The 12,753-nt window shown below is 70.4% G+C and carries 8 protein-coding genes and 1 pseudogene; 8 read left to right on the plus strand and 1 reads right to left on the minus strand.

Going from position 1 to position 12,753, the window contains the following annotated elements; translation table 11 throughout:
• Window positions 1-28: 28 nt before the first annotated feature.
• Window positions 29-1,411, plus strand: a complete 1,383-nt coding sequence (locus P8A20_RS06705; RefSeq protein WP_147959960.1) for an FAD-dependent oxidoreductase — start codon at window positions 29-31, stop codon at window positions 1,409-1,411.
• Here the strand turns inward: P8A20_RS06705 and hemE are convergent.
• The gene (gene hemE / locus P8A20_RS06710; RefSeq protein WP_371606033.1) at window positions 1,408-2,517 is read right to left on the minus strand and encodes a uroporphyrinogen decarboxylase; all 1,110 of its coding nucleotides are present in this window, start codon (window positions 2,515-2,517) and stop codon (window positions 1,408-1,410) included. The two genes, P8A20_RS06705 and hemE, sit on opposite strands and share 4 nt — an antisense overlap.
• Before the next feature lie 92 nt (window positions 2,518-2,609).
• Between hemE and P8A20_RS06715 the strand changes: the two genes are divergently transcribed.
• From P8A20_RS06715 to P8A20_RS06745, 7 genes and pseudogenes are all read left to right on the plus strand, one after another.
• Entirely contained in the window at window positions 2,610-3,269 is a 660-nt protein-coding gene (locus P8A20_RS06715; RefSeq protein ID WP_147959959.1) for a DUF3000 domain-containing protein, read from the plus strand.
• Between the two features lie 219 nt (window positions 3,270-3,488).
• Entirely contained in the window at window positions 3,489-4,151 is a 663-nt protein-coding gene (locus tag P8A20_RS06720; protein ID WP_069169388.1) for a helix-turn-helix transcriptional regulator, read from the plus strand.
• 115 nt (window positions 4,152-4,266) lie between these two features.
• A pseudogene (locus P8A20_RS06725) lies at window positions 4,267-5,537 on the plus strand (HRDC domain-containing protein).
• A gap of 273 nt (window positions 5,538-5,810) precedes the next feature.
• Window positions 5,811-7,040 (plus strand): thiolase family protein, encoded by a 1,230-nt coding sequence (locus tag P8A20_RS06730; protein ID WP_147959957.1) that lies wholly within the window; start codon window positions 5,811-5,813, stop codon window positions 7,038-7,040.
• Window positions 7,037-9,166 carry a 3-hydroxyacyl-CoA dehydrogenase NAD-binding domain-containing protein gene (locus P8A20_RS06735; protein ID WP_306103060.1) on the plus strand — a complete coding sequence of 710 codons (2,130 nt, stop codon included), beginning with the start codon at window positions 7,037-7,039 and terminating at the stop codon, window positions 9,164-9,166. Before P8A20_RS06730 ends, P8A20_RS06735 begins: the two co-directional genes overlap by 4 nt.
• A 175-nt stretch (window positions 9,167-9,341) precedes the next feature.
• Window positions 9,342-10,367, plus strand: coding sequence for a phage baseplate protein (locus tag P8A20_RS06740; RefSeq protein ID WP_147959955.1), 1,026 nt, complete (start codon window positions 9,342-9,344; stop codon window positions 10,365-10,367).
• 318 nt (window positions 10,368-10,685) lie between these two features.
• On the plus strand, window positions 10,686-12,698 hold the full coding sequence (locus P8A20_RS06745) for a hypothetical protein (RefSeq protein WP_147959954.1): 2,013 nt from the start codon (window positions 10,686-10,688) through the stop codon (window positions 12,696-12,698).
• Window positions 12,699-12,753 lie beyond the last annotated feature (55 nt).

Here is a 12,753-nt window from a genome sequence, read left to right on the forward strand (position 1 = left end):
CCTGCACACGGCGGCGAAGGGACCCGGCATGGCGGCGGAGCGACTGGTGGTCGTGGGAGGCGACGCGGCGGGCATGTCGGCCGCGTCGCAGGCCCGCAGGCTGAGGGGGCCGGAGGAGCTGAGCATCGTCGCCTTCGAGCGCGGCGACTTCACGTCGTACTCCGCCTGCGGCATCCCCTACTGGGTGAGCGGTGACGTCGAGGGGCCCGAGGCCCTCGTCGCCCGTACCCCCGAGGAGCACCGGTCCCGGTCCATCGATCTGCGCACCCGTACCGAGGTCACGGAGATCGACGTCGCCGGGCACCGTGTACGGGCGCTGGACCGCGACAGCGGCGAGACCTGGTGGACGGGCTACGACAAGCTGGTGATCGCCACCGGCGCCCGGCCGGTGCGCCCGGACCTTCCCGGTATCGACGCTCCGGGCGTCCACGGCGTACAGACCCTGGGCGACGGCCAGGCACTCCTGGATTCCCTCGACCGGGCTCCGGGACGCCGGGCGGTCGTCGTCGGCGCGGGCTACATCGGCGTCGAGATGGCGGAGGCGATGCTCAAGCGCGGCTTCGAGGTGACGGTGCTCAACCGTGGCGCGCAGCCGATGGCGACACTCGATCCGGACATGGGCCGGCTGGTCCACGAGGCGATGGACGGCCTGGGCATCACCACGGTCAACGGAGCCGCGGTCACCCGGATCGACACCGGCCCGGACGGCCGGGTCACGGCGGTCGCCACGGACGGGGGAACCTACCCGGCCGACGTCGTGGTGCTGGGCATCGGCGTCGAGCCGGAGACCGCCCTGGCCCGGGAGGCAGGTCTGCCGCTGGGGCCGCACGGCGGTCTCCTGACGGATCTGTCGATGCGGGTCACGGGGCACGACGACATCTGGGCGGGGGGTGACTGCGTCGAGGTCCTCGACCTCGTCGCCGGCCGCACCCGGCACATCGCGCTCGGCACCCACGCGAACAAGCACGGCCAGATCATCGGGGCCAACGTCGGGGGCGGCTACGGCACGTTCCCCGGAGTCGTCGGCACGGCTGTGAGCAAGGTCTGCGACCTGGAGATCGCCAGGACAGGGCTGCGCGAGAAGGACGCGAAGGCGGTCGGCCTGCGCTACGTCACGGCGACGATCGAGTCGACGGGCCGTGCGGGCTACTACCCGGGAGCCAAGCCGATGACGGTGAAGATGCTCGCGGAGTACCGCACGGGCCGGCTCCTGGGTGTGCAGATCGTCGGCCGGGAGGGCGCGGCGAAGCGCGTGGACGTCGCGGCGGTGGCACTCACCGCCGGAATGACCGTGGAGGCGATGACGGCGCTCGACCTCGGCTACGCCCCGCCGTTCTCCCCGGTCTGGGACCCGGTCCTGGTGGCCGCCCGCAAGGCCGTGTCGGCGGTGCGGGCGGCCGGCACCGACTAGTGGGCCGTCTGCTGGTGGACGTACTCCACCAGGCGCGTCAGGGCGTCCGGGTCGGTGGACGGCATGACGCCGTGTCCGAGGTTGAAGATGTGGCCCTCGAGACCGGCGGCGGCGTCGAGCACCTCGCGGGCCTTCGCCTCCACCGCCTCGGTCGGCGCGAACAGCACCGCCGGGTCGAGGTTGCCCTGGAGGGCCTTGCCGGGACCGACCCGGCGGGCGCCCTCGTCCATCGGGACACGCCAGTCGACGCCGACGACGTCCGCGCCGGCCTCGCCCATGGGACCGAGCAGCTCGCCGGTGCCGACGCCGAAGTGGATGCGCGGGACGCCGTAGGACGCGACGGCGTCGAAGACCTTCGCGGAGGCCGGCATCACGGAGCGTCGGTAGTCGGCCGGGGCGAGGGCGCCGACCCAGGAGTCGAAGAGCTGGACGGCGGAGGCGCCGGCCTCGATCTGGACCTTCAGGAAGGCGCCGGTGATCTCCGCGAGCCGGTCGAGCAGGTCGGCCCATAGCTCCGGGTCGCCGTACATCATGGCCTTGGTGCGCTCGTGGTTGCGGGACGGGCCGCCCTCCACGAGATAGCTCGCCAGGGTGAACGGCGCACCGGCGAAGCCGATCAGCGGCGTGGCGCCGAGCTCAGCGGTGAGCATCCCGATGGCGGCGGTGACGTACGGGACGTCCTCGGGCGTGAGGTCGCGCAGCCGGGCCAGGTCGGCGCGGGTGCGGATCGGCTCGGCGATCACCGGGCCGATGCCGGGCTTGATGTCGAGGTCGATGCCGATGGCCTTGAGGGGGACGACGATGTCGCTGAAGTAGATCGCCGCGTCGACCTTGTGCCGGCGCACGGGCTGCAGCGTGATCTCGGTGACCAGCTCCGGCATCATGCAGGAGTCGAGCATCGCGATGCCTTCGCGGACCTTCAGGTACTCGGGCAGCGAGCGCCCCGCCTGACGCATGAACCAGACCGGGGTGTGCGGCACCGGCTCACGGCGGCAGGCCTTGAGGAAGGCCGACCCATGGGTGGCGGGGTTCGTCCGCAGGCCCGAGGACGGGCCCTCCCCTGATCGGACGGAGCTGAGCTCTTGGGGAAGGTCGTTGGCACTCACGCACAGAATCTTCGCACGGAGCGGCAACGAGCCGGACGCCGCATGGGTGTCCCTCCCTGCACGGCGCTCCGGTTCCGCCTACTCTTCCCCGCATGGCTCCGGCTCAGGGACAATTTTTCGATCATTCCGATGGCACCGACAGCGAGGAGGGTGCGGACGGCGACGGCGTCCCACCAGCGTTCCGGTCGGCGGTCGACGCGCTGCGTTCCGCCCGGCTGCGCCCCGAACTGGAGGTCGAGCCCACACGGCCGCCGAAGCGGCTCGCCCCGCACGCGTACGCCGTGGAGGCCGCCGTGGTGGACGGGGAGGACGACCTCGCCGACGGCCGCCTGGTCCTCCTGCACGACCCGGCCGGACACGATGCCTGGCAGGGCACGTTCCGCCTGGTGACGCTCGTGCGGGCCGAACTGGAACCGGAGATGGCAGCCGACCCGTTGCTGCCGGAGGTGTGCTGGTCCTGGCTCACGGGGGCACTGGACGCCCGGGGGCTCTCGTACGGGGAGGCGGGCGGGACGGTGACGCGCGCCGGCTCGTACTACTTCGGCGCGTTGTCCGAGCGGCGTCCGGCGACGCAGATCGAGATCCGGGCCTCGTGGACGCCGCGCGAGGGGCGCGGAGGGGTGCCGGACATGGGCGCGCATCTGGTCGCCTGGGGCGATCTGCTCTGCCAGCTGGCGGGGCTGCCGCCGTCGGGCACGGCCGACGCGGCGGTGGTGACGCTGCCGCAGCGGCGTGGCCCCCAGGTCTCATAACACTGCGTCACCTTCGGAGAGAGCCGGTCGCACAGCGACCGGCTCTCTTTTCGTACAATCGATCGCCCGTCCTATTTGCCCGAATTGTTACTCACTAAATCGTGATCTTCCCCTAAAGGAGGACCCATCTGCTGCCGAAGAGGTCAATGACCCTTCAAGCATGGTTCGCCCCGGCTTCATCCCCGAGCCGGCCCGTCCCGCCACTCCCCAGGAGGCCTGGTGTCCGTTCTCCTCGAGCAGCCCGCAAGCCTGGTCGCCTACCGCCCGAACAAGCCGACGGCCATGGTCGTCGTGGCCGACCCACGCGTCCGTTCCACCGTCACCCGCCATCTGTGGGCCCTCGGAGTTCGTGACGTCATCGAGGCGTCGTCCATCGCGGAGGCCCGCCCCCGCGTCGGCAACCCGCGCGACATCTGCGTTGCCGACGTCCACCTGCCCGACGGTTCCGGGCTGACCCTGCTGTCCGAGACCCGAGCCGCCGGCTGGCCGAACGGCCTCGCCCTCTCCGCCGCCGATGACATCGGCGCGGTGCGCAACGCCCTCGCGGGCGGCGTGAAGGGCTACGTCGTCACCGGTACCCGTACCAACATCGGCCACCCGACCCGTCCCGGCATGGCCCCGATCGGGGCCAACGCCGCCCGAATGCACCGCAGGCCCCCCGGTTCACCGAGCCACCCGGGCGGCTACCGCGAGCTGTCCGGCCGTGAGGTGGAGGTGCTCCGCCTGGTCGCCGAAGGCCAGTCCAACAAGGCCATCGGCGTCTCGATGGGCCTCTCCGCCCTCACGGTCAAGAGCCACCTCGCCCGCATCGCCCGCAAGCTCGGCACCGGGGACCGCGCCGGAATGGTCGCCGTCGCCCTGCGTACGGGCATCATCCACTGACCCGCATCCCACCAGTACCTGCAGAGATGCACATCCGGCCGGTTTACGTGCATGGTCGCCCGTCGACGGAACGTTCCGTCGACGGGCGACGCGTGTACACAGATACCCTTGGCATGTGACCGACGCCCAAGAGACCGCAGCAGACACATCACTGCGAACCACCGGGGGCGCTCCCCCGGACGACGTCGCCCCGGCGCCGATCCCCTTGCTCGAGCCGCGCGAGGGAATCCCCCCGGTGGTGGCGACCGACGACGCGCTGGCCCGGGTGGTCGCGGATTTCGCCGCCGGCACCGGCCCCGTCGCCGTCGACGCGGAGCGCGCCTCCGGCTACCGCTACGGGCAGCGCGCCTATCTGGTGCAGCTGCGCCGTGAGGGCGCGGGGAGCGCGCTGATCGACCCGGTCGGCTGCCCCGACCTGTCCGCGCTCGGCGAGGCCCTCAACGGCAGTGAGTGGATCCTGCACGCGGCCACCCAGGACCTTCCCTGCCTACGCGACATAGGCATGACCCCGACCTCCCTCTTCGACACGGAGCTCGCCGGACGGCTGGCGGGATTCCCGCGCGTCGGACTGGGCGCCATAGTCGAGAACGTCCTCGGCTACGCCCTGGAGAAGGGGCACTCGGCGGTCGACTGGTCCACCCGCCCTCTGCCCGATCCCTGGCTGCGCTACGCCGCGCTCGACGTCGAGCTGCTGGTGGACCTGCGCGACGCCCTGGAGGAGGAGCTGGACCGGCAGGGCAAGCTGGGCTGGGCCCTGGAGGAGTTCGCCGCGATCGCCTCGGCACCGCCCGCTCCCCCGCGCAAGGACCCATGGCGCCGGACCTCCGGCATGCACAAGGTGCGCCGCCGCCGCCAGATCGCGGTTGTACGGGAGCTGTGGACCGCCCGCGACCAGGTGGCGCAGCGCCGTGACATCTCGCCCGGCAAGGTGCTCGGCGACGCCGCGATCATCGAGGCCGCCCTGGCGCTCCCGGCGAACGTGCAGGCCCTCACCGCGCTGCCGGGCTTCGGGCACCGCATGGGGCGCCGCCAGCTGGAGCAGTGGCAGGCGGCCGTGGACCGGGCCAGGCAGCTGCCCGAGTCCGAGCTGCCGCAGCCCGGTCAGCAGCCGGCCCGCCCCCGCCCCGTTCCTGGGCCGACAAGGACCCGGCCGCCGCGGCCCGGCTGTCGGCAGCCCGTACCGCGGTTTCGGAGCTCGCCGAGCGGCTGCACATGCCGCAGGAGAACCTGATCACCCCGGACACCGTGCGCCGGGTCTGCTGGGAGCCGCCCAAGGCCCTGACCCCGGACTCGGTCGAGACCGCCCTGGCCGGACACGGCGCGCGCCACTGGCAGATCGAACAGGTCGGCCCCCTGCTGCTGCGCGCCCTGGACACCGGCGCCTGACGCCTTCGGACGCATGTACGCCCCCTCGCCGGGTCCGGCGGAGGGGCGTACGCGTGTCGGGACCGCGCCGTCGGCCACCTCATCGACGAGGATCGAATTCACGCCAGTTACCCGGCCATGCCGGGCCATCGGCGGCGCCCCCGCGCGTGTGACGTTCGCCGCTCCGGCGACGGGGGGTGGGCAGTCTGGTTACCCGCAAGTAGCATGAGGGGCGTGGCGCGCCGATGCGTGCGCCCGCAGCAGTGCCATCCCGCACCCTGGAGGAGAGCCACCGTGCCTCGTACCATCCGGGACGTCGTCTTCGTCGACGGCGTCCGCACCCCGTTCGGCAAAGCGGGCCCGAAGGGCATCTACCACGAGACCCGCGCCGACGATCTCGTCGTGAAGGCCATCCGGGAGCTGCTGCGCCGCAACCCGGACCTCGACCCCGCGAAGATCGACGAGGTCGCCATCGCCGCGACCACCCAGATCGGTGACCAGGGCCTCACCCTCGGGCGTACCGCCGGGATCCTGGCCGGTCTGCCGCAGTCGGTCCCCGGTTACTCCATCGACCGCATGTGCGCGGGCGCCCTGACCGCCGTCACCTCGACGGCCGGTTCCATCGCCTTCGGCGCGTACGACGTCGTCATCGCCGGCGGTGTCGAGCACATGGGCCGCCACCCGATGGGCGAGAGCGTGGACCCCAACCCGCGCCTCGTGTCGGAGAAGCTGGTCGACGAGTCCGCCCTCTTCATGGGCATGACCGCGGAGAACCTGCACGACAGGTACCCCTCGATCACCAAGCAGCGCGCCGACGAGTACGCGGTCCGTTCGCAGGAGAAGGCCGCCAAGGCGTACGCCAACGGCAAGATCCAGCAGGACCTGGTGCCGGTCTCCGTGCGCCGCACCAACGCGGAGGCGGGCGAGACGGGCTGGGGCCTGGTCACCGCCGACGAGCCGATGCGCCCGGGCACCACGCTTGAGTCCCTGGCGGGCCTGAAGACCCCGTTCCGCGCCCACGGCCGCGTGACGGCCGGTAACGCCGCAGGGCTCAACGACGGCGCCACCGCCTCGCTGCTCGCGTCCGAGGAGACCGCCCGCGAGCTGGGCCTCCCGGTCAAGATGCGCCTCGTGTCGTACGCCTTCGCGGGCGTCGAGCCCGAGGTCATGGGCTACGGCCCGATCCCGGCGACGGAGAAGGCCCTGGCCAAGGCCGGTCTCTCCATCGACGACATCGGTCTCTTCGAGATCAACGAGGCCTTCGCCGTGCAGGTGCTGGCCTTCCTGGAGCACTACGGCATCGCCGACGACGACCAGCGCGTCAACCAGTACGGCGGCGCCATCGCCTACGGCCACCCGCTCGCCTCCTCCGGCGTCCGCCTGATGACTCAGCTGGCCCGCCAGTTCGAGGAGCAGCCGGAGGTCCGCTACGGCCTGACGACCATGTGCGTCGGCTTCGGCATGGGCGCGACGGTCGTCTGGGAGAACCCGAACTTCGAGAACGCAGCCGGAGGCAGCAAGTGAGCTCCACCACCGAGCTTCTGAAGGGTGCGGCCGAGCTGTTCCCCGGCGAGGTCGTCACCCAGGCGCACGTACGCCACCTCGACCTTCCCGGCGGTGCGGGGCGCTTCGCGCTCATCACGCTGGACAACGGCTTCGACCACACCAAGCCGACCACCATCGGCCCGCAGTCGCTGGCGAATCTGGACGCCGCCGTCGACCAGGTCGAGAAGGAGGCGGCCGAGGGCACGATCGTCGGTGTCGGTGTGACCGGCAAGCCGTTCATCTTCGCGGTCGGCGCGGACCTCAAGGGCGTCGAGCTCCTCAAGGAGCACCAGGACGCGCTGGCCATCGGCAAGGGCGGCCACGACGTCTTCCGCCGCCTCTCCGGCCTCGCGGTCCCGACGTTCGCCTACTACAACGGCGCGGCGATGGGCGGTGGCGTCGAGATCGGGCTGCACTGCTCGTACCGCACCGTCTCCAGCGCGCTGCCCGCGTTCTCGCTGCCCGAGGTCTTCCTCGGCCTGGTCCCCGGCTGGGGCGGCTGCGCGCTGCTCCCGAACCTGATCGGCGCCGACCGCGCCGTGTCGGTGATCATCGAGAACTCGCTGAACCAGAACCGCCAGCTCAAGGGCAAGCAGGTCTTCGAGCTCGGGATCGCCGACGCGATCTTCGAGGGCGCGGACTTCCTGGAGCAGTCGCTGATCTGGACCGCGTCCGTCCTCAAGGGCGAGATCGCGGTGGAGCGTCCCGAGGTCGACCGCGGTGACGCCTGGGACCAGGCGGTCGCGCGCGGCAAGGCGATCGCCGACTCCAAGGTGCACGGCGCGGCCCCGGCCGCGTACCGCGCGCTGGAGATCATCGCCGCGGCGAAGTCCGGTGACCTGGGCGCCGGCTTCGACGCCGAGGACCAGGCCCTCGCGGACCTGATCATGGGCGGCGAGCTGCGCTCCGGGATCTACTCCTTCAACCTGGTCCAGAAGCGCGCCAAGCGCCCGGCCGGTGCTCCGGACAAGGCCCTGGCCCGCCCGGTGACCAAGGTCGGCGTGGTGGGCGCGGGCCTGATGGCCAGCCAGCTCGCGCTGCTCTTCCTGCGCCGCCTCGAGGTGCCGGTCGTCCTCACGGACATCGACCAGGAGCGTGTCGACAAGGGTGTGGGCTACGTCCACGCCGAGATCGAGAAGCTGCTCGGCAAGGGCCGCGTCAACCAGGACAAGGCCAATCGCCTCAAGGCCCTGGTCTCCGGTGTGCTGGACAAGGCGGAGGGCTTCTCCGACGCCGACTTCATCATCGAGGCCGTCTTCGAGGAGATCGGCGTCAAGCAGAAGGTGTTCGCGGAGGTCGAGGCGGTCGCCCCGGCACACGCGATCCTCGCCACGAACACCTCGTCCCTCTCGGTCACCGAGATGGCGTCGAAGCTGAAGAACCCCGAGCGGGTCGTCGGCTTCCACTTCTTCAACCCGGTCGCGATCCTCCCGCTCCTGGAGATCGTCCGCGGCGAGCAGACCGACGACGCCTCGCTGGCCACGGCCTTCGGCGTCGCCCGCAAGCTGAAGAAGACCGCGGTGCTGGTGAAGGACGCCCCGGCGTTCGTCGTCAACCGCATCCTCACCCGCTTCATGGGCGAGATCCAGAACATCATCGACGAGGGCACCCCGGTCGAGACGGCGGAGAAGGCCATCGAGCCCCTCGGCCTGCCGATGTCCCCGCTGGTGCTGCTGGAGCTCGTCGGCCCGGCCATCGGCCTGCACGTCTCCGAGACCCTGAACCGCGCGTTCCCGGACCGCTTCACGGTCTCCGGGAACCTCGCGGCGGTCGTCAAGGCCGGCAAGCGCGGCTTCTACGTCTACGACTCCGGCGCGCCGGTCCTGGACCCCGAGGTCGCCGCGCTCCTCGAGCAGGGCGACACCGTCCTGACCGAGGAGCAGGTCCGTGACCGCGTCCTGGACGCGGTGGCGCAGGAGATCGGCCTGATGCTGGCCGAGGGCGTCGTCGCCGAGCCCCAGGACATCGACCTGTGCCTGATCACCGGCGCGGGCTGGCCCTTCCACCTGGGCGGCATCACGCCGTACCTGGACCGCGAGGGCGTCTCCGAGCGCGTCAACGGGAAGCGGTTCCTGGAGCCGGGCGTGGCCAGCGTTCCCGCGTAGCACGCAGAGCAGTACCCCGCGTGAAGCGGTGAAGGGCACGACCCGGTCACGGGTCGTGCCCTTCGCACTGCCCCTGGAACACCGCAGTCGACAGGCTCGTGTCAGGATGTCGCATCTCACCCCCAGACATGGACGGCCCTCCCCGTTCCGGGAGAATCGGCGGTCACGGACGGTCATGGCGATCAGCAACAGGCCGTTGAGCCGGAGAACACTCCTGCTCGCGGGTGGCGGCACCGTCGTCACCGCCACCGCGACAGGCGTGTTCCTCGGCAGGCGTGAACAGCGGGCACCGTCTCCCCCGGGTGCTGTGGGACCGTTCGACATCGACGCCGCCGCGGAACTGCTGCGGCCCACTCCACTGCACGACATCACCGGACCGCAGTCGATCGCGTTCGACGAGCACGGCCGCCTGTACGCGCTCCAGGTCATGCAGGGTGGCATCCGGCTGCCGGACGAGGAGCGCACCTTGTCCGGGAAGGCGCGGCGACTGGCCGGAGACATGTGCGTCACGGCGTACACCCGCGGCGGATCGGCTGCGCGGCACATGTACCTGCGCGGATTCGGACACGGCATCTCGATGGGAATCGAGCCGTCCGGGGACGGCCCGATGCTCTGGGTGGAATGCGACGCCGACACCGGTACCGGGTACGGACGTGCCGTGGCCCGCGTCCCCTTCCGCCACGGCACGGTGCTGGACAGCACGTCACCCTCGGTACGCCACCACCGGCCCCTGCCCCGCAGCCACCGGATCCATCCGGCCGTGGACGTGGCCGGCAATCGCATCCTGCTGAGCCACCGGGCAGGACGGTCCCAGCGGTACGCGGTCTACGCCCTGGACGAGTTCCTCGCGGGCTCGTACCGACCACTGTTCGACCGCAGGAACAACGCCCTGCGCAGCGGCGAGACACTTCAGGGCTGCGCCGTGCACGGAGATCACGTCTACCAGCTCACGGGGACTCCCTACACGGACTCGGAGGGGGTCAATCCGCCGGAGGACGGCGGGAACACCTACGTGTCCGCCATCGACATGCGCAGCGGGAAAACCGTCGGGCGGCGCAAGGTCTCGGTAGCGCTCAGCCTGCCTTTCCGTGAGCCGGAAGGGCTCGCAGTCCGGCCGGGGACCCGGACCGAACTCTGTGTGGCGTTCTCGGTGAAGTCCGACGCCCGGCGGAAGGTCGCTGTCTACGCGTGTCCGGCCTGACCACGAAAGGCCGAGTCGGTGCGACCGTCACCCAGCGTGAAAGCTGGTGCGCATACGATCACACGAAGCGAGCAATTCATAACTCTTCGGCATCCGGTCGTCCAATGTTCGACTTTTCCCCTCTGAAAGTTCACTAAATCTTTCACAGCAATCTAAAGTTCCATCTGCTGCTTCACGAGCTCCTGACGCACCGTCCGCCCCTCAGCTGAATCCCGCGGCTCGGCCCCCCCACTGTGATGACGTGCGGCACTCCCCCGCTCCCGCCGGCACCGTCGCCGTGCGTTCGCACAAGATCACTGAAGGAGGGGCTGTCCCCCGATGGGCAAGCCACAGCGCCAAGCCGCGCTCGGTATTCTGATCACGGTTGCCCTGGTGGGCAGCTTCGTCGCCATGATGGCGGCGGTCGTGATGGTTTCCCTCCCCGTCTTCGCCTACGCCGCGGCAGTCAGCTACGGAGCGGACCTCCTCCTTCACACCGCCCAGTCCTCGACGCTGGACCGCCTCAGGGACTCGCGCTTCGGCCTCACCATCCGCTTCCTGATCCGGCAGTTCCTGCTGCTGGCCCTCTGCGGCGTCATGATCGACCTCGATTCGTTCGTCGTACAGATGACAGCGGTCGGACTCCTGCTCCTCTTCGTCATGCAGCTCGTCTACGGGGCTCTGCTCAAGCGGGTCCGGTCCGAACGCGCGGCACTGCCGTTCACCACCCGCGGGCTGGACCTGGAGGCCCTCGGCATCAGGCGTCTGCCGCACCCGTTCCTGACGAACAAGCACGTCCGCAAGATGCTGCACCTGGACGTACCGCTGGTCGCCGGGGCCATCGGCACGATCGCCACGGACGACTGGCGGTACGTGACCTTCGGTGGGATCGCGACGGTCTGGCTCGCCTTCGTCGCGGTGCTGGTCCTGCTGCCGGGCGCCAAGAACGCGCTGATCCTGCCCAGCCCCGACGAAGCCCTGGACGAGCTCAACTGGCAGCTCGGGCAGTACCGGCCGCAGGTCGCGCTGTACTTCACCTTCGCCGCGGTGTCCCGGGACTTCATGTACCAGGTGAACATGTGGCTGGAGTCGCTGGAGGCGCTGGACCTGCGCCCGATCATCGTCCTGCGCGAACGTGCGACCCTGCGCTACCTCGACGCCACCTCCGTACCGGTCATCTGCGTTCCCAAGGCCGAGAACCTGGCACGGGTCGAGATGCCGGAGCTGCGCGTCACCCTCTACCCGGGCAACGCCGGCAAGAACGTGCACATGCTGCAGCGCCACGAGGTCAAGCACGTCTTCATCGGCCACGGCGACAGCGACAAGCTCGCCAGCAGCAACCGGGTCAGCAAGGTCTTCGACGAGATCTGGGTCGCCGGCCGCGCCGGCCGTGACCGGTACGAGCGCATCAAGCACGCCGTCTCCGCCCACCAGATCGTCGAGGTCGGCCGTCCTCAGCTGATGCCCCTGCGCCGGTGGACCGGCTCGGTCAATCACGAGACGCCCACCGTCATCTACGCCCCCACCTGGGAGGGCTGGACCGACGACGCCTGCTACACCTCGGTCATCCCCGCCGGTGAGCACCTGATACGCATGCTGCTCTCGCACGAGCGCAAGCTTCGGATCATCTACAAGCCCCACCCGCTGACCGGTACCCGCTCTCCCGCAGCGGCGGCCGCGCACCGGCGCATCATCGCTCTCCTGCGAGAGGACAACGCCCGCCGGTTCGGCAGGAAGGTCACGGACTCGAAGGTCGCTGCCCGCAGGCTGGCGCGCATCGACAAGCGGCTCACCGACCTCCAGGAGCGCGGGGTCCGGTCCAAGTACCCGGATCTGTCCGAGGACGAGCGGACTGCCCGGATCCGCAAGTTCCGCGATCAGGCCGGCGCGCTCTACTGGGACTCGCTGCCCGTCGACGCCCACCACGTGGTGACGGAGAGGGTGCCTTCCCTGTACGACTGCTTCAACCACTCGGACCTGCTCATCGGCGACATGTCGAGCGTGGTCTCCGACTTCGTGGCGACGAGGAAGCCGTACGCGATCTTCAACCTGGAAGGGCTGCCGGACGCGGAGTTCAGGAACGAGCAGCGGACCGCCTACGCCTCGTATCTGCTCGACCGCGAGTGCAACGGCCTGGAGGAAGCGCTCACGGCGATGTTCTCCCGTGACCAGGACGTCATGGCCCCGTACCGGGAACAGCTCAAGGAATACCTGCTCGGCCCGGACCACCCGCCGTCGACCGTGCGGTTCGCCGAGGCGGCGAACGACCTCTATCGCCGCGGGCTCGAGGACTTCCCGATCGAGTACCCGACGTTCGCGGAGGTCCCCGACCAGCCACGCCAGCCGGCGTGACCGTCTGCGCGCCTCCCGCACCGCCCTTTCGCCCTTCCTGAAGGAAGCAGGACGT

The organism is Streptomyces sp. Alt3 (assembly GCF_030719215.1).
GTDB classification, from domain to species: Bacteria; Actinomycetota; Actinomycetes; order Streptomycetales; family Streptomycetaceae; genus Streptomyces; species Streptomyces glycanivorans.

Bases quoted from the DNA above. Each gene is read 5' to 3' on its own strand.
- P8A20_RS06705 (WP_147959960.1), top strand. From the start codon at position 29: ATGGCGGCGGAGCGACTGGTGGTCGTGGGAGGCGACGCGGCGGGCATG.
- P8A20_RS06715 (WP_147959959.1), top strand. From the start codon at position 2,610: ATGGCTCCGGCTCAGGGACAATTTTTCGATCATTCCGATGGCACCGAC.
- P8A20_RS06740 (WP_147959955.1), top strand. From the start codon at position 9,342: ATGGCGATCAGCAACAGGCCGTTGAGCCGGAGAACACTCCTGCTCGCG.
- P8A20_RS06745 (WP_147959954.1), top strand. From the start codon at position 10,686: ATGGGCAAGCCACAGCGCCAAGCCGCGCTCGGTATTCTGATCACGGTT.